The following is a 25,925-nucleotide window of genomic DNA, read 5'->3' as shown; positions in this document are numbered from 1 at the left end:
CATCAACTGCCGTTCGTCGAAAGCACCTTCACTCGATAGGTGACACAGGTATCGATTCCGCAGCCGTCGGCCGCCCTGCCGCCCCAGCCACCACAGCCCACCGCCCCCGCCCAGCCAGCCGGCAGCTGACGCACCCGGGGTGCCCCTCCTGGGCCTGCGCGTCCCGGACCCGCATCCCCCACTCCCCGCGTGGCCGCACCCCCGGCGGCTTGCCCCAGCCGGCCAGATGCAGGACCCATGTCACCAGAACGCTCACGGCCACGCCGGCGAGCCCGCCCGCGACCAGCGGCAGCGAGGCCGTACACATTCCCAGCCCCACCACACCGCTTCCCAGCGTCGCGATGCCGAAGCCGGTCCAGCCGGCGACCGTGTGACCCTCGTCGTACAGACTCATACAGCACCTCCGGGAACGAGAAGACAGATTCCCTCACGAGCTAAGAAGTCTCCTCAACCGAATATCTCACGAGCTAAGGGATTTCGAAAGATGCAGGGCACGCCGCGACCACCCGCCACTCCGGCCCAGGCGCTGTCGGCGATGGACCACCTCATCGCCGCCCACCTGATCGGACAGCAGGAACTGGCCCGGCGGCTGGGCCTGAACGTCACGGACCTGACCTGCTTCGCCTTCGTCCTGGAGGCGGGCGACGACCTGCTGACGGCCGGCGACCTCGCCGCCCGCGCCCACGTGACCACCGGCGCGGTGACCGGCATCCTCAACCGCCTCGAACGCGCCGGCTACGTCACCCGCCGCCCCGACCCCACGGACCGCCGCCGGGTCCGCGTGGCCGCCGTACCGGATGCCGTCACCCGCGTGGAGGCGGTGTACGCGGGCCACTACAAGCGCCTGACGGACCTGTTCTCCGACTACTCCCCGGAGGAACTGGCGATCATCCACGACTGGTTCACCCGGGCCACCACCCTGGCGCACGAATACCTGGAGAAGCTGAACCGGAACGACCCGGACGAGGAGTGCTGACGCCGCTCGCTGCCCGGGCCCCGGACTCTCCCGGGGCCCACGTCGATCTGCCGCACACGACAAAACGCCAGAGGCCCCGGATCTCTCCGGGGCCTCTGGTCTCTGTGCACTCGGCAGGATTCGAACCTGCAACCTTCTGATCCGTAGTCAGATGCTCTATCCGTTAAGCTACGAGTGCTTGTTCTTTTGTTCTTGCTCTCTCCGTTTCGGCCCTTTCGGCCCGTCCCGGCGACAGGAAGAACATTACATGACTGCCGCCGACATGTGAAATCCGTTGGGCATACCCCTTGTGACCTGCGGAAATACCCCTGGGCGGGCAGAGGGGTGACGTGGGGCGGGAACACCGAAGCCCCGGTCCTGTGGGACCGGGGCTTCGGGATCGGTGCGGAGGCGGAGGGATTTGAACCCTCGATGGGCTTTAAGGCCCAAACCGCATTAGCAGTGCGGCGCCATAGACCGGACTAGGCGACGCCTCCAGCACAACCGCTCACGCGAGCGCGCGAGTGGTGCGTGCAGATGATGACACAGCCGAGCGGCTCGTCACCAATCGGCTCCCACGGTACTAGGCAGTCGGGTCGCAGGGCAAAGGGCTTCCGTCCGGCGCGGCGGCGCGGACGCAACGTCCGGGGGGCCGGCGCGTTGAGCAGGGCATGGTTTCTCTTCTTCAGCCGGGTCGGCAGCGGGGTCAGGGGCGCAGAGCCCTTCAGCGGGGGCGTGTACATGGCGGTGGCGCCTCCCTCCTCGCCGACGTGTCCGCCCTGGTCGCCCTGTCCGCGGTGCCCGCCGTCGCCGCGCCCGTCCTGCCGCCGCCCGTGCGGCCCGAGGACCGGGCCGGTGATCACCTCACGGTCGTCGTGCAGCACGCCGGGTCCGGGCAGGACGGGACGTACGAGCTGTTCTGTCATCCGGTCGGCGGGAGCCACCCGGACGCGGCGGGGGCCTGCCAGGCGCTGGAAGAGCACACGCAGTGGGAGCGGGACCTCTTCGCCCCGGTGGCGCCCGGCACCATCTGCACCATGCTCTACGGCGGACCGGCCACCGCCCGGGTGACCGGCACCTGGGCCGGACACAGCGTCGCCGCCGCCTACGACCGCAGCAACGGATGCGAGATCGAGCGGTGGGACCGGATGGTGCCGCTGCTGCCGAGGTTGGGCTCGGCGGCGCGAGGCCGTGGGCCCGTCAGCCCGTAGCCCCGCCGCCCCGCCCCCACCGGCCACACCCAAGCGACTCACGGGCTCCCCCCAACGAAATCACCGGTCCCGTAAAGGTCCCGCGAAGGTCTCGCGGAGTCGGAGAGCGTGGTCGGGCCGTGGTCGGCGGGTGGTGGCCCGGTTCGGTTTCACTGTGACGTGGGACCTCACTCTCATCCGGCGTCGCGAGCGCAACGTGTGCCCTTAGACTCCCTCGCGTGACACGTCGCGGGCCGGTTGGCAAGATGGCCCGAGCGGTCGGCAAGATGCGGTAACAGGGAGGAAGGCGTCTCGTGAGCAGCAGGCCATCCCGAGGCGCTGCTCGCCTCGCAGCCATACTCGACGCGCTGCCGGACGCGTTGGTCCTGGTCAACGCCAACGGAACCGTCGTCAACGCCAACACCATCGCGCTCGAGGCGTTCGAGGCGCCGGGTACGGCTCTCGTGGGGCGTGGGCTGCTCGATCTGCTGCCCGAATTCGACTCGCGGCTGATCCCCGGGTCCATGCGGCGGCCCGATCACATGGATCCGCACGGGCGGACCAAGCCCGCGCGGATGGTCGCGCGGCGGACCGACGGGTCCGAGTTCCCCGTCGAGGTCACGAGCGCGAATCTGGAGAACGGGCAGCAGGCGTACGACGGTTACGGCTATACGGGTGACGAGCTGCTGATGATCGTCGTCCGGGACCTGTCCGGGACCGTCGACACCGAGGCGGAGCTGGCACGCTCGCAGCGGCAGACCGAGATGATTCTGCGGGCCGCCTCGGAAGGTGTGGTGGGCACGGACACCGACGGGCGGATCGTGCTCGTCAACCCGGCCGCCGCCCAGATACTGGGTTACCGGGCCGGGGAGCTCGGCGGCAAGGAGCTGCACACGCTGGTGCTGCACTCGCGCGCCGACGGGTCGCCGTTCCCGTACGAGGAGTCGCCGCTCGCCGACACCCTGCGCTCCGGGCGCAAGCACCGGGTGCGCGGGCAGGTGCTGTGGTCCAAGGGGGACGAGAAGGTCTCGGTCGATCTGACCACCGCGCCCGTGCGCGACGGGGACCAGCTCGTCGGTGCCGTGATGACCTTCACCGACCGGCGGCCCTACGAGGACCTCGCCGAGGAGAAGGCCGCGCTGGAGAAGGCGCACGCCGAGGAGGTCGAGCGGCTCTCCGAGGAGCACGCCTCCGACCTGACCGCGCTGCGCCAGCAGCATGTGACCGAGGTCGAGGAGCTGCGCGAGAAGCACGCCGAGGAGGTCGCGGCCGGCGAGGAGCGGTACGCCGCGCTCGCCGAGCGGGAGAAGGACCGGTACGAGGCCCTCACCGGGCGGCACGAGCAGTTGCTGACCCTGCTCGGGCAGTCGCTGCGCGGACCGCTGGACGAGCTGCGGCGCGAGCTGGCGGCACTGGCCGCCGACGACGCCGGACAGCTGTGGCCCGAGGCCAACCAGGTGCTGCATCACCTTTCGGCCGGATATTCACGCATCACCACGCTCATCGACAACGTCCTCGGGTACCAGCGCCTGGACGCGGGCACCGAGGACATCACCCGTACGAAGGTGCTGCTGGACGCCGTCGTCGCCGCCGGTGTGGACGGGGCCGTCGAGCTGATCGGGCCGGGGCGGGTGCAGTTCGCCGTGCACGCGCCCCCCATCGAGGCCGAGGTCGACCCGCAGCGGCTCGCCACCGCGCTGGCTCATCTGGTGGCGGATGTCGCCGGTGTCGACGCGACCGGCAACTCGCCCGTCTCCGCGGGCGGTTACCTGGACAACACCGTCGTGGTCGCGGCCGCGCAGCGCGGTGAGGTCGCGCGGATCGAGGTGCGCGGGCCGTACGCCGGGGGAGACGCGGTGCACGAGCCGATCGTGCGCGGGATCGTACGGGCCCACGGCGGCGTGCTGCAGACGCACGAGGTGCCGGGCATGAGCGGCAGCGCGTATGTGCTGGAGGTGCCGCTCGGCGGTGGCGCCGGGACGGTCGACGGCGCGGGGCGGGTGCCCGCCGCCGCGCTTCCGCCCGCCGCGCCGGATGCGGGCGGGCAGGTCGCCGGCGCCGGTGTGGTGGCCGTGGCCGAGAACGGTGCCGCCGAGCAGGCCACCGGTGGCGGACGGCGGCGGGCCCGGCGGTCCTCCACCGACGCCTTCCTGGAGAGTGACGTTCCCGGTGCCGGCCAGACCAGGGAGACCGACGCGCCCACGCCGACCGGGCGCCGCCGCAGGCGCGCCGCGGCGCCCGCCGACGAGACGGGCGCGGTCCCGGCCGAGGGCGCGGAGACCGCCTCCGGGGGTACCGGACGACGCCGTGGCCGGCCCGCCGAGGGCGGCACGGGTGTGAACGAGGGTGTGAGCGAGGGTGCGGTGGTGACCGCGGCCGAGCATGGCTCGGGGGCCGCCGCCTCCGGTAACGGACTCGGCCCGACCGTTCCGCCGCAGGGCGTGCCCGCGCCCACGGGCCGGCGCGCCCGCTCCGACTCCGGGGCCCCGCAGGCCGCCCTGCCGCCCGCGCCCGCACTGCCGGCGGCGGGCAGCGCGCCGATGCCGGGTGCGCAGGCCGTTCCGGGTGCGGATGTCGTTCCGGCCGACGGTGGGCAGCCCACCGGGCGGCGCCGGCGTGCGCTGGCCGCCGCGGCGGAGCGTGCCGCCGCGGCGGAGGCGGGCGGTGCGCGTACGGTCTTCGCCCTGCCGCCGGCCGAGGCCGACCGCTCACCGCAGTCCCCGGACTCGGCGAGCGGAGTGGGCACGGTTCCGGCGGCCGGTGGCGTCCCGGGTGCCGGTGTGCCGGTGGGGCCGGGGGGCGCTGTGCCCGTCGGTCCGGGTGTCGGACAGGTTGCCGGTCCCCTTCCGGTTCCTCCTCAGGCCTCCGGTCCGCTGCAGGTGCCCGCTCAGCTGCCGCCGGCCGCCGCGGGGGTACCGGGTGACGCCGGCCGGCACGACGCCGTACCGCTCGACCAGTCCGCCGACCACACCCCGCCGCAGCCGCATCCGACCAGCGCACCGACCGGGCGGCGCCGCCGGGCCGTGGCCCAGCCGACGCATCCCGCGCAGCCGGCCCCGGCACCGGCATCGACGCCCGCGACCCCGGCCACCGCGGGCCAGACCGCTCCGGCGCAGGGCGTTCCCGGGCAGGCCGCACCGAGCGTGCCGGGTCAGGTGACTCCCCCTCAGGGGGTTCCGGTCGCTCCCGGGCAGGCCGGGCCGCACCCGGTGGGGACGCCGACTCCCGGTCAGGGCACGCCGGTTCACGGCATTCCGGCGCAGGGAACGGCCGGGCAGAACATCCCCGGCCAGGTCCCTCCCGCGCAGACGCCCGCTGCGGTACCCGGCGCCCCGGCCGGTGTCGCCGCGCCCGGTCAGCAGGCGCCCGTACCGCACCCCGCCGCGCCCGCGCACGACACCGTCGGCCGGCCGGTTCCGGCGGCCCCGGGGCAGGCGGTCCCGGCCCAGCAGCCCACCGCGGCGGCAACGCCCGCCACGCCGCCCGGTGGCACGCCGAGCGCCCAGCCGCTGCCCGCGGAGGCCGGTGCCGTGCAGGCGCCCAGCCTGCCCCAGCAGTGGCCCGGCGCCGGTGACACCTCCGGCGCGGGCACGCCCGTACCGCAGACCGGCACGCCCGCCCCCGGCACCGCGCTGCCCGCGACACACACCGGAGTCCAGGTGCCGCGGGCCGCTCAGCCGTTGCCCGCCGAGAGTGCCGCGGCCGACCCGAACTCGACGCAGGGACGGGCGATCAGCGTGCGCACGCTCGGGCAGGGCGTGCCGTTCTCGCGGCAGGCCGCTCAGGTGCAGCAGCCGACGGCGACCCCGCCGCCGCACGCGCCGGGCGGTTCCGGCCGCAGGCGCAAGCTGGGCACGCCTCCGGACCCGGCCAAGCGTCCGGAGCAGCAGCCGGAGCAGGCGGCCCGGCCGCATCCGGCGGCCGACCAGCCGACGACGGCGCATCCGTCCCTGGCCGGGCAGGCCCGGCTCGCCCCGGGCACCGAGGGCGCCGGACGGTCGTACGCCATAGGCGCACCGGACGCCGACGCCGCCGAAGGCCCCGAGCCGCTGGACGGCCCCGGGGGTGCCATCGAGATCTCGGACACCCCGCGTCCGCAGCCGCTCGACGACGAGCTGCCGCCGGAGCCGCTGGACAACCCGCGCCGGCTGCTGGTCTGGCCCGCGCCCGACGCGACGACCCAGCAGGCGCTGAGCGACCGTGGCTACCGGCCGGTGATCGTGCACTCCCGTGAGGAGGTCGACGCGCAGATCGCGGCGTTCCCGGCCGCGCTGTTCGTGGATCCGCTGACCGGGCCCATCACACGTACGGCCCTGCAGTCGCTGCGGCAGGCAGCGGTCGCGGCCGAGGTGCCGGTGCTGGTGACGGCCGGGCTCGGGCAGGCGACGCGCGAGGCGGCGTACGGCGCCGATCCCGCCGTTCTGCTGAAGGCGCTTGCGCCGCGGGACAGCGAGCAGCATCCGCCGCGGGTACTGCTCATCGAACAGCACGCGGAGATCGCGCTGGCGCTGACGGCGACGCTGGAGCGGCGCGGGATGCAGGTGGCGCGGGCCGCGGGCGACGGCGACGCGGTGACGCTGGCGGGGCAGTTCCGGCCGAACCTCGTGGTGATGGACCTGATGCAGGTGCAGCAACGGCAGGCCGGGGTCACCGGGATCATCGACTGGCTGCGCGCGAACGGGCAGCTCAACCGCACCCCGCTGGTCGTGTACACCGCGGCCGTCGACCAGGCCGAGCTGCCCCGGCTGGCCTCGGGCGAGACGGTTCTGTTCCTCGCGGAGCGGTCCACGAGCACCGACGTCCAGAGCCGGATCGTGGACCTGCTGGCCCGGATCGGCACCAACTAGCTCACGCGCCTCCCGGACCTCGTACGACGCGCCTGGGACGACCACTCCTTCGGGCAGGTGCTCGACGGCTGACGCCGGACGCGCGCCGGGCGGCGAGACCCGCTGCCCGGCGCGCCCCGCGGTGTCACAGGCGGGTGACGTCCAGCTCCCCGTCCGCGTACCGCCTGCGCAGCACCTTCTTGTCGAACTTGCCCACGCTCGTCTTCGGCACCGACTCGACGATCGTCCAGCGCTCGGGCAGCTGCCACCTGGCGATGCGCCCCTCCTCGGCGAGGAAGACGCGCAGGGTCTCGAAGTCGGCGGTGGCGCCCTCCCTCAGGACGACCGTGGCCAGCGGGCGCTCGCCCCACTTCTCGTCGGGTACGGCGACCACCGCGGCCTCGGCGACGTCCGGGTGGGACATCAGCGCGTTCTCCAGCTCCACCGAGGAGATCCACTCGCCGCCGGACTTGATGACGTCCTTGGCGCGGTCGGTGAGGGTGAGATAACCGTCGGGGGAGATGGTCCCGACGTCACCCGTCTTCAGCCAGCCGTCCTCGCTGAACTTGTCGGCGGGGCGGAGGGGTTCGGCGTCGGGGCCGTTGTAGTAGGCGCCGGCGATCCAGGGGCCGTGCACCTCCAGCTCGCCCGCCGACTCGCCGTCCCAGGGGAGGCGTTCGCCGCCGGGGCCGGTGAGCCGGGCCTCGACGCCGGCCGGGAACCGGCCCTGGGTGAGGCGGTAGGCGAACTCCTCCTCGCTGCCGACGGCGTGGGCCGGGGGACGGGCGACCGTGCCGAGCGGGGACGTCTCCGTCATGCCCCAGGCGTGGCAGACGCGCATGCCGAGCCGGTCGAAGGCCTCCATCAGGGAGGGCGGGCAGGCGGAGCCGCCGATGGTGACCTGGGTGAGGGAGGAGACGTCGCGGGGCTTGTTGTGCAGCTCGGCGAGCAGGCCCTGCCAGATGGTCGGGACGGCCGCGGCGTGGGTCGGCTTCTCGCGCTCGATCATCTCGGCGAGCGGCGCGGGCTGGAGGAAGCGGTCCGGCATCAGCATGTTGACGCCGGTCATGAAGGTGGCGTGCGGCAGGCCCCAGGCGTTGACGTGGAACTGGGGGACGACGACCAGAGAGGTGTCCTGGTCGGTCAGGCCCATCGACTGGGTCATGTTGACCTGCATGGAGTGCAGGTAGATCGAACGATGGCTGTACACCACGCCCTTGGGGTCGCCGGTCGTGCCGGAGGTGTAGCACATGGCGGCGGCCTGGCGTTCGTCCAGCTCCGGCCAGTCGAACGTGGTCGGCCGGTCCGCGATCAGCTCCTCGTACTCGTGGATCCGGACGTGCGTGCCCTGGAGCGGCGAGCGGTCACCGGGGCCGGAGACGACGATGTGCTCGACCGTCGGCAGCTTGGGCAGCAGCGGGGCGAGCAGCGGGATGAGCGAGCCGTTGACGATGACGACCTTGTCGGCCGCGTGGTTGACGATCCACACCAACTGCTCGGCGGGCAGCCGCAGATTGAGCGTGTGCAGCACCGCGCCCATGGACGGGATCGCGAAGTAGGCCTCCACGTGCTCCGCGTTGTTCCACATCAGGGTGGCCACCCGGTCATCGCCCCGGACGCCGAGTTCGTCGCGCAGGGCGTTCGCCAGCTGCACCGCGCGCACCCCGGCCTCGGCGAAACTGCGCCGCTGCGGCTCGGCTTCCCCGGTCCAGGTGATGATCTGGGATCGCCCGTGCACCAGCGTCCCGTGCGTCAGGATGCGGGTGACGGTCAGCGGTACGTCCTGCATGGTGCTCAGCACGGAGTCCTCCCGGGGCGGCATTGCCTACGCGGTGGTAGAGGTTGCGCTGATTCTGCGCACATACCGCGCGGTATGTCACTAGGGAGGGGAGAACAATCAGCTCGTCCCGCGTTCGCGGACGAGACCGCTCAGGTCGAAGCGGGCGGGGGCCGCGGGTGCAATCCCCCCGGGCACTGCCTGCGACACCGGGCCACTAGCGAACCAAGCCCAACTCGGGGTCCTCACGCAGCTTGCCGAGCGCACGCGACACCGCCGACTTCACCGTGCCCACCGACACCCCGAGCACCTCGGCGGTCTGGGCCTCGCTGAGGTCCTCGTAGTAGCGCAGGACGACCATCGCCCGCTGCCGCGCCGGCAGCCTCGTGATCGCCCGCCACATCGCGTCGTGCAAGGCCTGCCGTTCGGCCGGGTCGTCGTCGCCCGGTACGGGCTCCGGCTCGGGCAGTTCGTCACAGGTGAACTCGTCCACCCGGCGCTTGCGCCACTGCGAGGTACGGGTGTTCAGCAGCGCACGACGCACATAGCCGTCGAGCGCCCGCTGGTCCTCGATCCGCTCCCAGGCCACGTAGGTCTTGGCGAGCGCGGTCTGCAGCAGGTCCTCGGCGTCGCTCAGGTTCGCGGTGAGCGAGCGCGCGGTGCGCAGCAGGACCGGCTGACGAGCCCGCACATACGACGCGAACGTCGGATACGTCGGAGTCTCCCCGCTCGGCCGGAGCCGGGGGTGCGGGAGGGTCTGCCGCCTTGGTGCGGCGGCGGCCGAGGCGCTGGTGCAGACGGGTGTGGTCATGGCTCCACGCTAGGAGCGGACCGACCTCCGGCGGATCGCCCCCAGGTCCCGAAGCGGCGTCCCCCTCAGGTTGTAGGGGTGGGGCCGGCTCCACCTCCTGAAGGTGGACGGCGGGTGCACCCCGTATGCGGGTACGACCCTGACTCCACCCCCGATCCGACCTGGCTCCGCCCGCCGGTCGACCCCTCGGGCGGTGCGGGTCCGGCCCGGTCACAGGGTGGGGTTCAGCCCTGCCGGTCAGCGGCTCGAGGGGAGCCGGGCTGTGACTTCGGGGACGGGAAGGCGGCCCGGTGGTCAGGCGTCTGCCGTCAGGACCAGTCCCGAGGTCGGTACCCCGGTGCCGGCCGTCACCAGGGACCGGGTCGTGCCCGGTATCTGGTTCACCGCCGTGCCCCGCAGCTGGCGCACCGCCTCCGCTATCCCGTTCATCCCGTGCAGATAGGCCTCCCCGAGCTGGCCCCCGTGTGTGTTGAGCGGCAGCCGCTGCTCGGCCACGAAGTCCGCCGCCTCCCCCTTCCCGCAGAACCCGAACTCCTCCAGCTGCATCAGCACGAACGGTGTGAAGTGGTCGTAGAGGATTGCCACATCGATATCGGCCGGGCCGAGTCCGGACGACCTCCACAGCCGGCGGGCCACCGCGCCCATCTCCGGAAGGCCGGTCAGATCGTCCCGGTAGAAGCTGGTCATCTGCTCCTGCGCCCGGCCGGCGCCCTGGGCGGCCGCCGCGATCACCGCCGGGGGATGCGGCAGGTCACGGGCCCGCTCCACCGAGGTGACGACGATCGCCTGACCGCCGTCGGTCTCCTGACAGCAGTCCAGCAGCCGCAGCGGCTCCACGATCCAGCGGGAAGCCGCGTGTTCCGCGAGCGTGATGGGGCGGCCGTGGAAGTACGCCGCCGGGTTCGTCGCCGCGTACTTGCGGTCCACCACGGCCACATGCCCGAACACCTCCGGCGTCAGCCCGTACGCGTGGAGATACCGCTGAGCCGCCATCGCCACCCAGGAGGCCGGCGTGAGCAGCCCGAACGGCAGCACCCAGCCGAGCGCGGCGCCCTCCGCCGACGGCTCCCGGTGCTGCACGCCGGCACCGAACCTGCGGCCCGAGCGCTCGTTGAAGGCGCGGTAGCAGACCACGACGTCCGCCACGCCCGTCGCCACCGCGAGCGCCGCCTGGAGCACGGTCGCGCAGGCCGCACCGCCGCCGTAGTGCACCCGGGAGAAGAAGGACAGCTCACCCATCCCACAGGCCTGGGCCACCGTGATCTCCGGGTTGGTGTCCATCGTGAACGTCACCATCCCGTCCACGTCCGCCGGCGTCAGCCCCGCGTCGTCCAGCGCGGCCCGCACCGCCTCCACGGCCAGCCGCAGCTCGCTGCGCCCGGAGTCCTTGGAGAACTCGGTGGCCCCGATCCCCGCGATCGCGGCACGGCCGGCCAGGGTGTCGCGGGCATGGAGACTCATGAGCGGTCCTCCGGGTCCGGGGCCGTGGAGGAGGCCGAGGCCCGCATCGCCGCCGGGGTCTGCGCCGGTGCCGGGCCAGACGGAGCCGGGTTCGTCGGGACCGTGACCGTCACCGTGCCCGTCACATGTCTGCCGAGGGCGTTGGCACCGACGACCCGTACGGTGGCGGTGTCGCCGTCGACAGCCTCGATCGTGCCCGTCAACACCATCGTGTCACCTGGATAGTTGGGTGCCCCGAGCCTGATGGCGACCTTGCGGAGCATCGCCGTCGGGCCGAAGTGGTCCGTGATGTATCTGCCGACCAGGCCGTTCGTCGTCAGGATGTTCATGAAGACGTCCGGTGAGCCCTTCTGCCTGGCCGACTCTGCGTCGTGGTGCACGTCCTGGTAGTCCCGCGACGCGATCGCCCCCGCCACGATCAGCGTCCGCGTGACCGGGATCTCCAGCGGGGGCAGCTCGGCGCCCGCCGTCAGTGCCGTCGTCGGCGTGGTCCTCATGGCTCATCCCCACTCGCGATCAACTCCCCCAGCTCCTCAAGTGCTTCGGCCCCACATCCCAGGTAGGCGTCCAGCTGCCTGCCCCACAGGAAGTGCCGGTGCACCGGATGGTCGAGGTCGGCTCCCGCCCCGCCGTGCAGATGCTGGCCGGTGTGCACCACCCGTTGCCCCGCCTCGGAGGCCCACCAGGCGGCGGTCAGCGCATGGGAGGCGTACGGCAGCCCCGCGTCCCGCCGCCAGGCGGCCTCGTAGGCGGTCACCCGTATCGCCTCGGTATCCATATGGGCGTCGGCCGCGCGGAGTTGAACCGCCTGCCGGGTGGCGAGCGGGCGCCCGAACTGCTCCCTGCCCGTGACGTGCGCCACGGCCCGCGCCAGGGAGCCCGCGCACACCCCGGCCTGGAGCCCGGCAAAGGCCGTGCGGGCGGTGGCGAGGACATCGGCGTAGGCGTCCGGGCCGCCCAGCGGCTCGGCCGGTGCCCGGTCGAGGGTGAGGCGGGCCGCCGCCCAGGGAGCCGTCAGCTCCACCGGGGTGATCTCGGCACCCCGGCCGAGCGGGGCCAGCCACAGCCGGCGGTCGGTGTCGGCGACCAGGACATGGGTGGCGTCCCGGAGCCAGGGCACCACGGGGACGGTGCCGGTCAGCTCCCCCGGCGCCGAGGCGGCAGGCGCGGCGCCCTTCACAGCCGAGGCAGACACGGAATCGCTCGCCGTCGAGGCTCGTACGGCATGCTGCGTCGGGAACGCCCCGGTCACCACCGCCGAGCCGTCCTCCAGGGCCGGGAGAAGGCGGTCCCGTTGCTCTGGGCTGCCGTAGGCGGCGACCGCCAGGACGCCGTACACACAGCTCGCCGCATAGGGCACCTGGGCCGTCGCACGCCCCTGTTCCTCCAGGAGCAGGACCAGGCCGAGCAGGCCCAGGTCCGCCACGGCACCGACCAGGCCGGCCGTGCAGAGGGACTTCCACAGTGCGGGGTCGCTGCCGGTGCCGGCGGCTTTGAGGCGCTCGTGGGTGGAGAGGTCGCCGAAGATCCGCACGGCCAGGTCACGGGCCTCGGTCTGGGCCTCGGTGGGCGTGAAGTCCATGTCAGGCCTCCCCCTCGCCCTCGACGACCCGGAAGGCCGGCAGGACCAGCGCGCCCTCCGCGTCCTCGTAGGTCCGGAACACCACGCGGACCGGCAGGCCGATGCGCACCTTGTCGTACGGCACCCCGATCACATTGCTCACCAACCGCACGCCCTCGGCGAGTTCGATCAGACCGACCGCATAGGGAGGCTCGAAGGCCGGGAAGGGCGGGTGGTGCATCACCACGTACGAGTGGACCGTCCCCTCGCCGCTCGCCTCGAACGTGTCCCAGTCCAAGCAGCCGCACGCGTTGCAGCCCGGCAGCCAGGGGTGCCGTAGGGTGCCGCAGTCCGTGCAGCGCTGGATGAGGAGCTTGTGCTCGGCCACGCCCTGCCAGAAGCCGGCGTTGTCCCGGTTGACCACCGGGCGGGGGCGCGGAGCCGGGGGTTTCCGGCGGGCCGGGGCGTACTTGAGGATGCGGAAGCGGTGCGTGCCCACGAGGTCGCCGTCGACGCGGACGTCCGTGCGGGTCGTCACGAAGTACCCCGTGCCCAGCTTCGTCGTCTTGCGGTCGGAGACCGACTCGATCAGCGAGTCGAACGTGACCCGGTCACCCGGGCGCAGGGGCCGTGGATACTCCTGCTCGCAGTCGGTGGCCACCACGGCCGTACAGCCCGAGGCGTCGAGGAGGGACAGCAGCTCGTCGTAGGCACCCGTGCGGCCCGCGTGTCCGGACAGGCCGCCCATCGTCCAGGCCTGGAGCATGGTGGGCGGGGCGATGGCGTCCGGGCCCGAGTAGGCCGGGTTGGTGTCGCCCATGGCCTCGCACCAGTGCCGGATCATCGGCGCGTTCACCGGGTCCTTGCCCATCCCGGCGACGGCGGCCGGCCGCCCCTCGTACGCCTTGAGCCGCACGCCGAGTTCGTCGAGATCCGCGCCTGCCGCATGCCCGGCCCACGCCTCCACACCCTCCGTGGCCCGCCGCTCCATACCCTCCGTGGCCCACGACTCCATACCCACCGTGGCACGCGACTCCACACCCTCCGTGCTCACCGCCGCCCCCTCGTCATCCCGAGCCGCATCGTCGCGACGATCTCCCGCTGCACCTCGCTCACCCCGCCCCCGAACGTGTTGATCTGCGCCGCCCGGTTCAGCCGCTCCAGTTCGCCGGCGCCGAAAGCACCCGGTGACCCCGAACGGATCAGTCCCGCCAGCCCGTCCGTCCCGAGCACGTGCTGGCATATTCGATACACCGCGACCGCCGATTCGGTTCCCGCGAACTTCACGCCGCTCGCGTCGCCGGGAGCGAGCCGGCCGGCCGACACGTCCGCGACCAGACGCCAGTTGAGCAGGCGTGTCGCGGCCAGCCGGGCATGGGCCTCGGCCAGCTGTGACCGCACCCACGGCTCGTCGACACGACGCCGCCCGGTCACCGGATCGGGGGTACGGGCGGCGGTGAGCGCGGCGGCGAGGAAGTCCTCGGCCTGCATGCCGAGGGCGGCGAGCGCGACGCGCTCGTGGTTGAGCTGGCCGGTGATCAGCGACCAGCCCTCGTTCTCGGCGCCGACCAGGCTTTCGGCCGGGACGCGGACGCCGTCGTAGTAGGTGGCCGTCGTCGTCTGCCCGCCCACCGTCTCGATCGGCGTCCAGGAGAACCCCGGCGCGTCGGTCGGGACGAGGAGGACGGAGATGCCCCGGTGCTTGGGCGCCTTCGGGTCGGTGCGGCAGGCGAGCCAGATCCAGTCGGCGTGCTGGGCGCCCGAGGTGAAGATCTTCTGCCCGTCGATCCGCCAGCCCTCGCCCTCGCGCACGGCCCGGGTGCGCAGCGAGGCCAGGTCGGTACCGGCGGACGGCTCGGTGTAGCCGATCGCGAAGACGACCTCCCCGCTGAGGATGCGGGGCAGGAAGTAGGCCTTCTGCCGCTCGCTGCCGTACCTCATGAGGGTGGGGCCCACGGTGTTGAGCGTGACCATGGAGACGGGGGCGCCGGCCCGGTGCGCCTCGTCGAAGAACACGAACTGCTCGTCCGCGCCACGGCCCCGGCCGCCGTACTCGACCGGCCAGCCGAGGCCCAGCCAGCCGTCGGCGCCGATGCGGCGCAACAGGGCGCGGGCATCGGTGAAGTCGGCCGGTTCACGGTGGTCGCGGTGGTCCGGCAGCACCGCCTCGAAGTAGGCGCGGAGTTCGGCGCGCAGGCGTTGCTGCCGCTCGGTGGGGGCGAGGTGCACGGCGGGGGCCCTCCCGGCCTCGCGTACCTGTCAGGACAGTTTCTGACTCTCCGTCAGATAAAAGTAGGTGTCAAGGTCACGGTCGCGGCCATCGGCCCTCGAGGCCGGACCGCCGCGTCAACATCGGCCGGTGCGGCACCAGGTGCGGGAAAACGTCTGCGCGGCGGCACCGAAGTACCGCCGCGCAGACGTGTTACGACCCCGAAGCACACCCCACGAGACCCCTCACCGGGAGAGACCTCGCCCGAGGGTCACCACAGGCGGGTGAAGTGGATGGCCACGTTCTCGTTGCCCTGCTGGATGGCCGTCCAGGCAGAGCCGTTGACCTGGGCGGTGTTGCTCTGGTTCGAGGCACCGTTGCCGACAGCGTTCTGCTGCGTGGTGGACGAGTTGCCGTTGTTGTTGTGGCCGACTCCGCTGCCGATGATGCCCGCCACACCGGTGTTGGCGCTCGATCCGTTGTCCGCGAAGGAGCCGTTGCCGGCGGCCGCGACGCCACTGAAGAGGGCGGCTGCGAGCGGGAGCGCGGCGACGGCGGCGAGAACGCGGGCGGTACGGATGCTTGCCATGTTGTTCCTCCAGAACCGAGAACTCTGCGGCCCTAGGGCCGGAAGTACGTGAAGTACGGCTGTTGTCAGTGCGGTTGGCCGACCGCTCCGACTGTCGTGGACGACGTCGCGAGATCAGAGTTGCCCACCGAATCCCCTGCGAACCACCCCGGAAGATCCGATTCGCACGCAAGCGTGATGACAAGTCGATAAACCCTTATCGCCACCTTTCGTTACCTCACGCACTGAAAGGAACTAGGCGGCTCTTTCGCTCATCAGGCGCCACAAGGGGTGAATCGTTCCGCCACATATCCGGCCAATTTCCCGGCCCCCGGCGCGCCGCCACCACCCCCCTTCCCTTTTTCGAACATACGTACGAACATAGAGTCATGGCCTACACCGACCGGCAGGCCACGACGCTGGCCCTCGCACACGCCCTGTCAGCCGCCGAACGCGGACTGGCCGTCATCCCCCTGTCCCGGACGAAGCTCCCGGCCCTGCGCTCCCCCCACCGCGACGACCCCGACCCGGCCGGACCCCGCTGCCACGGCGAGTGCGGCCGTTTCGGCCACGGCGTGTACGACGCCTCGACCGACCCCGTCCGCATCCGCGAGCTGTTCGCCGCCGCGCCCTGGGCCACCGGCTACGGCATCGCCTGCGGGCTGCCGCCGTACCACCTGATCGGCGTCGACCTGGACACCAAGTCCGGCACGAACTCCTCGACCGCGCTGCGCGAACTGGCCCTGCGCCATCTGTTCACCATTCCGGAGACGGTCGTCGTCCGCACCCCGAGCGGCGGGCGCCACCTCTGGCTCACCGGCCCGCCGGACGTCGTCGTACCGAACTCCGCCGGGCGCCTCGCCCCCGGAATCGACATCCGCGGCGCCGGCGGCTACCTCGTGGGCCCCGGCTCCCGTACCGACCACGGCGTGTACACGACCGCCCCCGGCACCACGCACCTGGCCCCCGCCCCCTGTCCGCCGTCCCTGCTGCGCCTGCTGGTGCCACCACCCCGGCCCCCGCATCCGCACCCGAACCCTCCGGTCCCCGGCGACCACGGCCGCGGCCTGGTGCAGTTCGTCCTCTCCGCGCACGAGGGCCAGCGCAACACCCGCCTCTTCTGGGCGGCCTGCCGCGCCTACGAGAACGGCATCGGCGCCGCCCTGGCCGACCCCCTGACAGAGGCCGCCTGCAACACCGGCCTGTCCGAACGCGAGGCCCGTGCGACGATCGCCTCGGCGGCCCGGATGACGGGGCACCAGCCGTGACGGCGGGGAAGCCGACGGAGCACGTGAAAGGGGCGCCCCCTGAGGAGGCGCCCCTTTCCAACGTCCGCGGTGGGTGTGGGATTTGAACCCACGGTGACTCGCGCCACGACGGTTTTCAAGGCCGCCCAGCCGTCGCTCCTCAGACCATCCGTGACCTGCCCCTTCTGCCAATGCACCTGCATTGCAAGCGGCGCTCTGGCCAGAGGATGGCCACAGAGCAGCCTGAAGGTTTGCTCCTGTACCGCCGACCGTCCGCTTTTCAGGCGATCCTCGGCCCCACCGGGGTGGGGTACCGGCCGCGAGCGTGTTCTGCACGAGCTTCACCGCGTCGAACTCGTCCCGCGTGTCCTCGACCTGGGCGGCCCGTCCGGGCGGAGGCAGCCGCCGCCGCAGAGGCAGACTCCACGAGCGCGAGCTGACCCGTCCCGTCTCAAGTGGTGGATGGCGATTATCGAGGGGAGACCGACATTCGGTGCGGCCGTTCGGAGCGAGGCCACTGAAAGAGCCCTCTGCCCGCGGCCTTTCCGCGGGCAGAGGGCTCCTTCGTCAGGTGCGGTCGGCCGGTCAGCCGATGGTCGCGATGCCGTCGGTGGTGACGGTCGGGCGGCCCGACGTGCCGACCACGACGATCTTCAGGGTGTGTTTGGCGGAGCTGGACCAGGTCTTGGTCCAGATCGCCTGGCGGTAGAGGGTCGTGGACGACTTCAGGTCCACCGTGGTGACCTTGACGCCGTCGACGTAGACGTAGGCCTGGCCCGAGGTGGAGGCCCGCGAGACGATCCAGGCCACCGAGCGTCCGGTGAAGGTCCAGCTGATCGAGGCCCCGGCGGACGAGGAGCTGTAGGAGTAGCCGCCCAGGTAGCTGGTGCCGCTGCGGTGGGTCCAGGTGCCGGTCCGGGTGGTGGAGGTCTCCTGGATGATGTTCGGCGTCCGGTAGACGGAGGCGCCCGCGGTGTTGCCGGCCACGTCGTACGCCTTCAGGGCGAACAGGTCCGACGAGCCGGGCTTGGCGGTGGTGTTCCAGGACGTCACCGTCGGGCCGAAGGTGGCCGAGGACGGCGAGGTCGCCATGACCTTGGCGAGCGCCGCGTTGTCGGCGGCCTTCCAGGTCACCGTGACCGGGACCGCGGTGGAGTTCACCGTGCCGGTGCGTACCTTCACGCCGGCAGCGGTCGGGAAGGTGGGCGCGGTCGTGTCGCCGACCAGGGTGACCGAGCCGGACAGCGTGGTCGCCCCCCGGACGTGGGTGGCGCGCACCTGGACGGTGTGGCTGCCGGAGGCGACAGAGATCGAGGTGGAGCGGGCGGAGCCGGAGGTGTGTGCAATGGCCTTGCCGTCGACCAGGACGTCGAAGCCGGAGATCACCGCGGACGGCGTGGCGGTCGTCCAGCTCACCGTGGCCGCGCCCTTGGTGTAGTAGCTCGTCCCGGACTTGGTCGCCCCGCCGGACATCCCGGTGACGGAGACCGCGCCGACCGGGCCGGCCGCGTAGGAGCGGATCTTGCTCAGGGCGTTGTAGAGCTGGTTGCCGGGGCAGTCGGTGGCGAAGCCGTTACGGTGCCCGGAAATCACGTTGAAGCTGTAGTTGTTGCCCAGGGTGAAGCCGTAACTGTCGGAGGCGCCCTCGGGCAGCGACGCGGTACCGGTGCCCGGGTTCACGCCGGTCATGCCGAACTTCCAAGCCGCGATGCGGGCGATGGAGGCCAGCATCGCCTGGCTCGGCGCGGCCCCGGCGAAGGTGCTGGCCGTGGAGTCGCCGCCGCTGAGGTCGGTATAGGTGCCGATGGCGGCCACACCCATGCTGTTGGTGTTGAACCCGTAGGTCTGGGCGCCCACGACCGGCAGCGCCATCCCGCCGAAGCGGCCCTCGAAGATGGTGCCGCACTTGTCGACGAGGAAGTTGTAACCGAGGTCGCGCCAGCCCTGGTTGAGGTGCTCGGCGTAGATGCCGCGCACGATCGCCGGGGAGTCGGCGCAGGAGTAGTTGTTGGTGGTGTCCGTGTGGTGGACGAACATCACCTTCACCGCCGAGCCGTACAACGGGTAACCCGATTCCCGCGCACACTCGTCCGCACCCCAGCCGGCCCGGGTGACCACAGTGGGCGGCGCCACCGTCGAGGTGGTCGCGGCCGGCATCGGGTCCGGCGCGGTCGGCGACGCGGAGGGGCTGGCCGAGGAGGTCGAGCAGGACGGGTACGCCTGGGACAGCGACGGAAGCTGGCTGGGCCAGGACGTCGGGGACGCGCTCGGCGAGGCGGAGGCGGAGCCGGAGGCACTGAAGGACGGCGCGGCGGAGGCGGAGCCCGTGGCCGTCGTGGTGGCCGTGGGCGAGACGGAATCCGTCGCGGTCGGGGTGCCCGAAGCGCCGGTGCCTGCTGTGGCCGTCGCGGCGTCGGTCGGGGCGGCGCTGTCCGTCGGGGCGGCGCTGTCCGTCGGCGTGGCGGTGTCGGTGGCCGCCGGGGACGCCGTGTCGGTCGCCGCCGCGTCCATGGCGTAGCCCGCCAGGCCCATGCCGGAATCCTGCGTCCCGCCGGTGGCGGGCTTGCCCGGGTCGACCAGGTCCACCCGCAACCCAGCGGGCAGCGCGGTCGCCTTGCCCGCGCCGGTCGCGCGGACCTGGATGCCGTTCGACGGCCCCGACCACATCGGGGACATCCCGCCACGCACACCAGGACGGTTCAGCTCAGCGGCGTCGGGGAGGTCGTCCGGCTGCTGCATCTTCAGCCATGACGTCCAGTGACCGTTGGCAGCGGAACGGGTCCGCACCTCCACCGTGCCGCGCAGCTTGGCGTGCGCACCGTTCCAAGTGACGCCCACCATGCTGAACGCAGCTGTCGACTGGGCCCCTAGCGTCTTGAGCGACGCGCCGGCCCCGGTCAGGGCGAGCGAGTGGACATGCGTCTTGACCGGTCCCGACGCGGCCGACGCATGGCCGCCCGGTCCGGCCATCGCGACGGTCGCGACAGCCGCGCCGCCCCCAGCGATGACCGCCCCGAGCGCCACCCACGTACGCGTTTTCAGTCCGGCTCGACGACCGCGGCGAATCCTGTGTTCAGTTCTCATGCCCCGCCCTGAAGTCCCATCGTTGTCATTACTGACCTGGCAGGGCACAGCTGTCACAGGAGTACCCTGGAATAACAGCGCGGAAGAATGTGTAAGCGTCACACATCCCGAATCCGAGTGGGGAACAGACGCACGCCAACCATCTGGTAAGAGACATCGGCGCCGTGCTCCTCGACCAGGCGGTGGAAGATCCGCGTGACCGTGTGCCGCTGCCTGCACGGCGGAAATCGCGGGGAACCACGGTCAATCACGGGAAGTGGAGAAGCCGAGAGCCTCCGACCATTCTCTGCTGGTCAGAGGCTCTCAACGACTGCGGTGGGTGTGGGATTTGAACCCACGGTGACTCGCGCCACGACGGTTTTCAAGACCGTTCCCTTAGGCCGCTCGGGCAACCCACCTCGCTCCCGCCCACCTGGGGCGGAGCGGGTACAGCGTACCGGGATCGAACGTCCGGCGGGTGGTGCGGTCCGTAGCGGAACCAACCTTGGGAGCCGGTACGGAACCCAAGGTGGCCATGCGGTGACAGACGGCCACCCCCCGCGCCGGCGCACGTGGCCCGGCGCGGCAAGGGGCGCCCCTCTGCCGAGAAGCGCCCCCACGCGTGCGTGCAGTCGCCGGGCCTCAGTTGTCGCCGGCTCGGGAGCCCAGGGTCAGCTCGGTCGTGTGTTCCTGGCCGCCGCGCTTGTAAGTGATCGTGACCTTGTCGCCGGGCTTGTGGGTCCAGATGTCGCCGATCAGGGTCGGGCCGCTGTCGATCACCATGTCGTCCAGCTTGGTGATCACGTCACCCGGCTTGAGGCCCGCCTTGTCGGCAGGGCCGCCCGACTCGACCGGGGCGGAGCCCGCCGCGCCCTGGTCGGTGATCTTCGCGCCGCCGGTGGAGTCCTCCAGCGAGACGGAGGCGCCGATCTTGGCGTACACCGGCTTGCCGGTCTTGATCAGCTGCTGGGCGACGTACTTGGCCTGATTGATCGGGATGGCGAAGCCCAGGCCGATCGAGCCGGACTGGCCGGAGCCGAAGCCGCCGCTGCTGGTCGACTGGATCGCCGAGTTGATGCCGATGACCGCGCCGGAGGCGTCCAGCAGCGGGCCGCCGGAGTTGCCCGGGTTGATCGACGCGTCGGTCTGCAGCGCGCTCATGTACGAGGCCTTGCTGGTGGAGCTGCCGTCGCTGGAGGCCACCGGGCGGTTCTTGGCGCTGATGATGCCGGTCGTCACCGTGTTGGACAGGCCGAAGGGGGCGCCGATGGCGATCGTCTCGTCACCGACGGCCACCTTGTCGGAGTCGCCGAGGGCGAGGGGCTTGAGGTCGGTCGGCGGGTTCTTGAGCTTGATGACCGCCACGTCGTAACCCTGGGCGTGGCCGACGACCTCCGCGTCGTACTTCCTGCCGTTCGGGAACGTGGCGGTCAGCTTGCCGCCGTCGAGCGCGTCCGCCACCACGTGGTTGTTGGTGACGATGTGGCCCTGGGTGTCGAAGACGAACCCGGTGCCCGTGCCGCCCTCGCCGTTGGTGCTCTCGGCCTCGATGGTGACGGTGCTGGGCAGCGCCTTGGCGGCCACGTTGGCGATCGTGCCGGGCGCGCGCCTGACCTGCGCGGCGCTGCCGTCGGAGGCGGAGACGGTGGTGGAGCCGCTGCTGTCGTTGTCCTTGGCCAGGGTGTAGCCGAGGCCGCCGCCCAGGCCGCCCGCGACCAGCGCGGCCACCAGGACCGCGGCGACGAGACCGCCGCGCCCGCTGCGCGGCTTGGGAGCGGGCTGCTGGTACGACGCTCCCCAGCCGTCGGCGCCGCCCATACCGGCGGCACCACCCGCACCGAAGCCGCCGTCGGCACCGGCACCGCCGTCACCGTAAGGCGCGCCCCCGCCGTAGGCCGCGCCCTCGCCGTACGGCGGGTTGGCCGGCGGCGGAGGCGGCCAGGAGCCGTCGGGGGCCGGACCCGAGGCGGACGGGCCGGACGTGTGCGGGGTGGAGGCCTGGCCCGGCTGGGATCCGGCCGTGGCCGGAGCATCCTGGGGTACCGGCGGCAGAGGAGCCGTCGATTCGTTCCCCCCGGGGTTGGAGCCCTGCGGGGAAGTGGCGGGAGAGGCCATCGGCACAGGAGGTGCGGACGGGGCCTGGGGTACCTCGTTGCCCTCGTTCTCGGTGCTCACAGCTCTTCTCCTCGGTCCACGGCTGTTGTTTCTCGGTCGCACTCGGTCACGCTCGGCAGCTGTGCATGGTGCTGTAGTCAGTTTCCACTGTTCCGTTTGTATGCAGTCAGCTTTTCCCACGGGCCGTCAGAGCACCATAAGCGGTGGCTGTGGGTCCATGACCAGTCTTTATATAGTGCGTTACTGGCAAAAGTTACATAAACGGGCACCAAGTGTGCTCGAGCCGCCCCGCGCACCCCTGGACGGTGGCACCATGACGCGGTGACCCACGCACTACAGCGCTCCGTCCAGGTCGTCGCCCACCGAGGCGCCTCCGAAGACGCGCCCGAGCACACCCTGGCCGCCTACAAGAAGGCCATCGAGGACGGCGCCGACGCCCTCGAGTGCGACGTACGCCTGACCGCCGACGGCCATCTGGTCTGCGTCCACGACCGGCGGGTGAACCGTACCTCCAACGGCCGTGGCGCCGTCTCCGCGCTGGAGCTGGCCGATCTCGCCGCCCTCGACTTCGGCTCCTGGAAGCCGCGCGACTCCTGGCGCGGACGCGACGAGGAGCCCGACTGGGAGCACCGGCCGGAGGACCGCGAGGAGACCTCCGTGCTCACTCTGGAGCGGCTGCTGGAGCTGATCTCGGACGCCGGGCGGCGGGTGGAGCTGGCCATCGAGACCAAGCACCCCACGCGCTGGGCCGGCCAGGTCGAGGAGCGGCTGCTGACGCTGCTGAAGCGGTTCGCCCTGGACGCGCCGGCCTCCGCCGCCGAGTCCCAGGTCCGGGTCATGAGCTTCTCGGCGCGCTCGCTGCACCGCGTGCGTGCCGCCGCGCCGACGTTGCCGACGGTCTACCTGGTGCAGTTCCTCACACCTCGGCTGCGTGACGGTCGGCTGCCCGCGGGCGTGCGGATCGCCGGCCCCTCGATCCGCATCGTGCGCAACAACCCCGCCTATGTGGAGCGGCTGCAGCGCGCCGGTCACCAGGTGCACGTGTGGACCGTGAACGAGCCCGAGGACGTCGATCTCTGCGTCGAGCTGGGCATCGACGCCATCATCACCAACCGCCCGCGCGCGGTCCTGCGTCAGCTGGGGCGGGTGTGACCTAAAGAGGCCGGTAAAGAGCCGTACCCGTCCCTTGACCCCAGCTGTGCGGCTGCTGAATTCTCCACTCTTGGCCACACCACTGAAATCCAGCCATACGACCACCCGAGGAAAGGCCTTCGTCACAGGGAGTGCTCCGGCGCGTTCGCTCCGTGCAAGGCCGTTGCGAATGCGTCACCGGAAGAGGATTGGCCGGTTTCCGGTACAGGCCAATGGGGCATCCACACCGTGGCGTGGGGCAAAGGAGGTCTCGGGGGTGGCGTTGGTGGTGGCACAGGAGGTGCCCACGTCGTCGAGCATGGCCGTTCCCCATGGCCCTGCGGGCGTGGGGAAGGCGAGACACCGGATGCGTTCGCAGTTGCGCAGCGGTGGCGTGTCCGAATCGGTTATCGACGATGCCGTACTGATCCTTTCCGAACTGCTGAGCAATGCCTGCAAACACGGGCGGCCCCTGGGCGACGCGCTGGCCGGCGACGGCGATGTGCTCGCCGCGTGGCGCATCGACGCGGGGGGCCGGCTCATCGTCGAGGTGACGGACGGCGGCGGTCCGACCCGCCCGGCGCCGGCCACCCCGTCGGTGACCGCGCACGGCGGCCGCGGGCTGAACATCATCACGGCGCTCGCCGACGACTGGGGCGTCCGGGACGACGTGCACGGCGAGGTGACGGTCTGGGTGGTGGTCCACGAAGACGTCCACGATCCCGATGCCGGGTGCCGCCGGGGCGGTTTCGCTACGCGCGTCACGTCCCCCGTGCCGGACCTGCCCGGGCTGGACTTCGCGGACGCGTTCGAGGACCTGGACTGACGGACGTGGTCGAGGAGTTGGGCCGAGGGGCGTAATCGATGGCCTGAGCCCCGCGGCGAAGGACACCGGCCCGGCGGACGGGACCCCAAGTTCCGGTAGCGACGGCCGTAAGCCGTACCCGGCGGACGTGAGCCGACCCGGCGCTGGTGGCCTCCGCCCGGAGGACCCGGAGCCAGCCGCAGGACGTCCCGAAGGTGTCCACAGATTCACACCGTTGGAGTCGAGCGGACGTGCGTTGTCCACAGGTTCCCGCCGGTCATGGCCTGAACGGCTAGGCTCCCGCCCGTACGAGAAGAGCCGTAACCGGGAGACACCCACGATGGCCAAGAAGCGACCCCAGACGAAGGCCGATCGGCCGCAGCTCAGCGATGCGGAGGTCCCGGTTGTCGGCGCCCGCGAGCCCTGCCCCTGCGGCAGTGGCCGACGCTACAAGGCGTGCCACGGCCGGGCCGCCGCGCACGCGACGACCGAGTTGGTGCAGCGCCCGTTCGAGGGGCTGCCCGGCGAGTGCGACTGGGTGGCGCTGCGCGAGCTGGTGCCGGCCGCGACGGTCGAGCTGACCCTCAAGGGCGGCCTGCCCGAGGGCGTCCCGTCAATCACGCTGGCCACGGTGCTGCCGATGGCCTGGCCCGCGCTGCGCCGCGACGACGGGTCGATCCTGCTCGGCCTGCAGAACGACACGGCGTCCGGTGACCTCAGCCGCGACCTCGCCGACACCCTCCAGCGCGCCCTCCAGGCCCAGCCCGGCACCCCGGTGCAGGGCCGCCGCGCCCCGGCCGACAGTCCGCGGCTGCAGGACCTGATCGACCTCCAGGCGCCGTTCGAGCCGGTCGTGCAGAGCGGCTTCGAGTTCTGGGTGCCGGACGCGGAGAACGCCACGCCCGACGTGGCCGCCTCCCTGGAGCGGGCCAACGCCGCCGCCATCCCGACGGCGAGGCTGACCGGCGTGGACGCCGCGTACTGGTGCGAGACTCCGGAGAAGAACCATCTGCGCTGGGTGATGCCGCATCCGGAGGAGCGGCTTCTGGACGCTCTCGCGCGGCTGCACGCGGCGGGCCGTTCCCATCTGGGCGAGGGCACCCGGCTTGTGGGCTCCTTCCGTGCTCACGGCCTCACCGTGCCGGTCTGGGACCTGCCGAGCGGTGTCACGGCGGACGACGTGGAGAAGCCGACCGCCGAGTTCGCCGAGCGGCTCGCCGCCGCCCTGGCCGCCACCGAGCCGCTCACGCCGGAAGAGCGCCGGGCGCGTGGCGGACTGACCAACCGGCAGGTCACGCTCAGCTGACGCGACGCCGCGCGCGTCTTGGGACTGAATGGTCGGTAAGGCGCGCGCAGGCCGTAAAACAGGTGACTCCTGTCACAACTCCCCCTGGTGACAGGGAAATCGGTGGCCGAATGCCCCGGGCGGAATTTGCGAACCGCCGATCTCTTGTTACCGTTCCAGTAGCCCGGTTGCTGGTGCATCCCCCGTCGCCAGCAACCGGGTCTTTCCATGCCCGCGCAAACGGTGTACGGCGCGTCGCCGAGCATCAACTCGCGTCGGTCGAACCGGAGTTGCCGTCGGCGTCCACCGAGTTGCTGCCCGAGCGCAGCAGCAGCGCGCCGTCGGCCCCGTGCGCGGCGAACTCGGTGACGGCCGTGTAGGCGTCCATGCCGCCCCGGCTGTGCTCACGGGGTGTCTCGCAGGTGGCGGGCTCGTCGTCGGCGCCGGTGACGCACCGCATCTGCAGGCTGCGGCCGCCCGGGCCCATCAGGCTGAGCGCGGAGTCCAGTGACTTGCCGGTGGAGTTGCGGTAGTAGGTGCGGGCCCAGGTGTCGGTGCCCTCGGCCAGCACACAGGTCTGCGCCTCGATGCCGTCGGGGGAGGTGAGCTGGGGGCCGCACCGCGTGGCGGTGGCCAGGCCCAGCCCGAGCAGCCGAGGGGTCCGGTCGAGCGCAGGCTGCTTGGCATCCTCGTGCCCGAGGCCCCGGTCATGCCGTCCGGGGTCCCCGTCGCTCCCGGAAGCGTCCTGCGACACCGGGGCCCGTACGGCGTCCCGCGCCTTCCCGGCCACCTCGTGCCGGGCCGCCTTGCCCACCTGTCCCGCGGACGCCACGGCCAGCGGCAGCACGACCGCGGCCGTCACGGCGGCGGCGAGCCCGAGCAACCGCAGTGTTCGGGAGTCCGGTCGGCGCACGCGCCCCG

The 25,925-nt window shown here is 72.0% G+C and carries 19 protein-coding genes and 3 tRNA genes; 7 read left to right on the top strand and 15 right to left on the bottom strand.

What is annotated here, in order from left to right; genetic code table 11:
- Positions 1 to 28 precede the first annotated feature (28 nt).
- A complete protein-coding gene (locus AB0M27_RS11730; RefSeq protein ID WP_365720469.1) occupies positions 29 to 394 on the bottom strand; it encodes an HGxxPAAW family protein in 366 nt (121 codons plus the stop codon).
- 90 nt (positions 395 to 484) lie between these two features.
- Between AB0M27_RS11730 and AB0M27_RS11725 the strand changes: the two genes are divergently transcribed.
- Positions 485 to 976, top strand: a complete 492-nt coding sequence (locus tag AB0M27_RS11725) for a MarR family transcriptional regulator (RefSeq protein ID WP_365720467.1) — start codon at positions 485 to 487, stop codon at positions 974 to 976.
- A 105-nt stretch (positions 977 to 1,081) separates the two neighbouring features.
- Here AB0M27_RS11725 and AB0M27_RS11720 read toward each other — a convergent pair.
- A tRNA-Arg gene (locus tag AB0M27_RS11720) sits at positions 1,082 to 1,154 on the bottom strand.
- Positions 1,155 to 1,361: 207 nt separating this feature from the next.
- Positions 1,362 to 1,452 (bottom strand) — tRNA-Ser (locus AB0M27_RS11715).
- Positions 1,453 to 1,725: 273 nt separating this feature from the next.
- On the opposite strand from AB0M27_RS11715, the gene AB0M27_RS11710 reads away from it, so the two are divergent.
- A complete protein-coding gene (locus AB0M27_RS11710; RefSeq protein ID WP_365720465.1) occupies positions 1,726 to 2,166 on the top strand; it encodes an SSI family serine proteinase inhibitor in 441 nt (146 codons plus the stop codon).
- A gap of 293 nt (positions 2,167 to 2,459) precedes the next feature.
- The gene (locus tag AB0M27_RS11705) at positions 2,460 to 6,992 is read left to right on the top strand and encodes a PAS domain-containing protein (protein ID WP_365720463.1); all 4,533 of its coding nucleotides are present in this window, start codon (positions 2,460 to 2,462) and stop codon (positions 6,990 to 6,992) included.
- Positions 6,993 to 7,116: 124 nt separating this feature from the next.
- Here the strand turns inward: AB0M27_RS11705 and AB0M27_RS11700 are convergent, their stop codons facing one another.
- The 8 genes from AB0M27_RS11700 to AB0M27_RS11665 form a co-directional block, all read right to left on the bottom strand.
- Complete coding sequence (locus AB0M27_RS11700) at positions 7,117 to 8,793, bottom strand: long-chain fatty acid--CoA ligase (protein ID WP_365720461.1); 1,677 nt, start codon at positions 8,791 to 8,793, stop codon at positions 7,117 to 7,119.
- Positions 8,794 to 8,965: 172 nt separating this feature from the next.
- Positions 8,966 to 9,559 carry a SigE family RNA polymerase sigma factor gene (locus tag AB0M27_RS11695; protein ID WP_365720459.1) on the bottom strand — a complete coding sequence of 198 codons (594 nt, stop codon included), beginning with the start codon at positions 9,557 to 9,559 and terminating at the stop codon, positions 8,966 to 8,968.
- Between the two features lie 294 nt (positions 9,560 to 9,853).
- Positions 9,854 to 11,020 carry a lipid-transfer protein gene (locus AB0M27_RS11690; RefSeq protein ID WP_365720457.1) on the bottom strand — a complete coding sequence of 389 codons (1,167 nt, stop codon included), beginning with the start codon at positions 11,018 to 11,020 and terminating at the stop codon, positions 9,854 to 9,856.
- Positions 11,017 to 11,493, bottom strand: coding sequence for a MaoC family dehydratase (locus tag AB0M27_RS11685; protein WP_365720623.1), 477 nt, complete (start codon positions 11,491 to 11,493; stop codon positions 11,017 to 11,019). The genes AB0M27_RS11690 and AB0M27_RS11685 overlap by 4 nt, the downstream gene beginning before the upstream one ends.
- 20 nt (positions 11,494 to 11,513) lie before the next feature.
- Positions 11,514 to 12,602: an acyl-CoA dehydrogenase family protein gene (locus AB0M27_RS11680; RefSeq protein WP_365720455.1), complete on the bottom strand. Its 1,089-nt coding sequence runs from the start codon at positions 12,600 to 12,602 to the stop codon at positions 11,514 to 11,516.
- Between the two features lies 1 nt (position 12,603).
- Positions 12,604 to 13,572, bottom strand: coding sequence for a bifunctional MaoC family dehydratase N-terminal/OB-fold nucleic acid binding domain-containing protein (locus AB0M27_RS11675; RefSeq protein WP_365720621.1), 969 nt, complete (start codon positions 13,570 to 13,572; stop codon positions 12,604 to 12,606).
- 59 nt (positions 13,573 to 13,631) lie between these two features.
- A complete protein-coding gene (locus AB0M27_RS11670; protein WP_365720453.1) occupies positions 13,632 to 14,810 on the bottom strand; it encodes an acyl-CoA dehydrogenase family protein in 1,179 nt (392 codons plus the stop codon).
- 251 nt (positions 14,811 to 15,061) lie between these two features.
- Entirely contained in the window at positions 15,062 to 15,379 is a 318-nt protein-coding gene (locus tag AB0M27_RS11665) for a hypothetical protein (RefSeq protein ID WP_365720451.1), read from the bottom strand.
- Positions 15,380 to 15,747: 368 nt separating this feature from the next.
- Between AB0M27_RS11665 and AB0M27_RS11660 the strand changes: the two genes are divergently transcribed.
- On the top strand, positions 15,748 to 16,626 hold the full coding sequence (locus AB0M27_RS11660; protein ID WP_365720449.1) for a bifunctional DNA primase/polymerase: 879 nt from the start codon (positions 15,748 to 15,750) through the stop codon (positions 16,624 to 16,626).
- 564 nt (positions 16,627 to 17,190) lie between these two features.
- Here the strand turns inward: AB0M27_RS11660 and AB0M27_RS11655 are convergent.
- From AB0M27_RS11655 to AB0M27_RS11645, 3 genes are all read right to left on the bottom strand, one after another.
- Positions 17,191 to 19,446, bottom strand: coding sequence for a peptidoglycan recognition protein (locus AB0M27_RS11655; RefSeq protein ID WP_365720447.1), 2,256 nt, complete (start codon positions 19,444 to 19,446; stop codon positions 17,191 to 17,193).
- A gap of 556 nt (positions 19,447 to 20,002) precedes the next feature.
- A tRNA-Ser gene (locus AB0M27_RS11650) sits at positions 20,003 to 20,087 on the bottom strand.
- 223 nt (positions 20,088 to 20,310) lie between these two features.
- Positions 20,311 to 21,843 (bottom strand): trypsin-like peptidase domain-containing protein, encoded by a 1,533-nt coding sequence (locus AB0M27_RS11645; RefSeq protein WP_365720445.1) that lies wholly within the window; start codon positions 21,841 to 21,843, stop codon positions 20,311 to 20,313.
- Between the two features lie 261 nt (positions 21,844 to 22,104).
- Here AB0M27_RS11645 and AB0M27_RS11640 point away from each other — a divergent pair, with 261 nt between their 5' ends.
- The 3 genes from AB0M27_RS11640 to AB0M27_RS11630 all read left to right on the top strand — a co-directional run bounded on the left by AB0M27_RS11640 (position 22,105) and on the right by AB0M27_RS11630 (position 25,025).
- Positions 22,105 to 22,935 (top strand): glycerophosphodiester phosphodiesterase, encoded by an 831-nt coding sequence (locus tag AB0M27_RS11640; RefSeq protein WP_365720443.1) that lies wholly within the window; start codon positions 22,105 to 22,107, stop codon positions 22,933 to 22,935.
- 169 nt (positions 22,936 to 23,104) lie between these two features.
- Entirely contained in the window at positions 23,105 to 23,740 is a 636-nt protein-coding gene (locus AB0M27_RS11635; RefSeq protein ID WP_365720441.1) for an ATP-binding protein, read from the top strand.
- A gap of 319 nt (positions 23,741 to 24,059) precedes the next feature.
- Positions 24,060 to 25,025, top strand: a complete 966-nt coding sequence (locus tag AB0M27_RS11630) for a DUF5926 family protein (RefSeq protein ID WP_365720439.1) — start codon at positions 24,060 to 24,062, stop codon at positions 25,023 to 25,025.
- Positions 25,026 to 25,269: 244 nt separating this feature from the next.
- On the opposite strand, the gene AB0M27_RS11625 is transcribed toward AB0M27_RS11630, so the two are convergent.
- Positions 25,270 to 25,917, bottom strand: a complete 648-nt coding sequence (locus tag AB0M27_RS11625) for a hypothetical protein (protein WP_365720437.1) — start codon at positions 25,915 to 25,917, stop codon at positions 25,270 to 25,272.
- Positions 25,918 to 25,925: the final 8 nt, after the last annotated feature.

Origin of the sequence: Streptomyces sp. NPDC052107 (assembly GCF_040680215.1) — a bacterium.
In the GTDB taxonomy this organism is placed as follows: Bacteria; Actinomycetota; Actinomycetes; order Streptomycetales; family Streptomycetaceae; genus Streptomyces.
This window is presented reverse-complemented; position numbering and strand designations above follow the sequence as displayed.

What these genes read in the sequence shown, in the direction of transcription:
- AB0M27_RS11730 (WP_365720469.1), bottom strand. Translation starts at nt 394, where the DNA reads ATGAGTCTGTACGACGAGGGTCACACGGTCGCCGGCTGGACCGGCTTC.
- AB0M27_RS11725 (WP_365720467.1), top strand. Translation starts at nt 485, where the DNA reads ATGCAGGGCACGCCGCGACCACCCGCCACTCCGGCCCAGGCGCTGTCG.
- AB0M27_RS11700 (WP_365720461.1), bottom strand. Translation starts at nt 8,793, where the DNA reads ATGCCGCCCCGGGAGGACTCCGTGCTGAGCACCATGCAGGACGTACCG.
- AB0M27_RS11695 (WP_365720459.1), bottom strand. Translation starts at nt 9,559, where the DNA reads ATGACCACACCCGTCTGCACCAGCGCCTCGGCCGCCGCCGCACCAAGG.
- AB0M27_RS11690 (WP_365720457.1), bottom strand. Translation starts at nt 11,020, where the DNA reads ATGAGTCTCCATGCCCGCGACACCCTGGCCGGCCGTGCCGCGATCGCG.
- AB0M27_RS11680 (WP_365720455.1), bottom strand. Translation starts at nt 12,602, where the DNA reads ATGGACTTCACGCCCACCGAGGCCCAGACCGAGGCCCGTGACCTGGCC.
- AB0M27_RS11675 (WP_365720621.1), bottom strand. Translation starts at nt 13,572, where the DNA reads ATGGAGCGGCGGGCCACGGAGGGTGTGGAGGCGTGGGCCGGGCATGCG.
- AB0M27_RS11665 (WP_365720451.1), bottom strand. Translation starts at nt 15,379, where the DNA reads ATGGCAAGCATCCGTACCGCCCGCGTTCTCGCCGCCGTCGCCGCGCTC.
- AB0M27_RS11660 (WP_365720449.1), top strand. Translation starts at nt 15,748, where the DNA reads ATGGCCTACACCGACCGGCAGGCCACGACGCTGGCCCTCGCACACGCC.
- AB0M27_RS11655 (WP_365720447.1), bottom strand. Translation starts at nt 19,446, where the DNA reads ATGGTGGGCGTCACTTGGAACGGTGCGCACGCCAAGCTGCGCGGCACG.
- AB0M27_RS11635 (WP_365720441.1), top strand. Translation starts at nt 23,105, where the DNA reads ATGCGTCACCGGAAGAGGATTGGCCGGTTTCCGGTACAGGCCAATGGG.
- AB0M27_RS11630 (WP_365720439.1), top strand. Translation starts at nt 24,060, where the DNA reads ATGGCCAAGAAGCGACCCCAGACGAAGGCCGATCGGCCGCAGCTCAGC.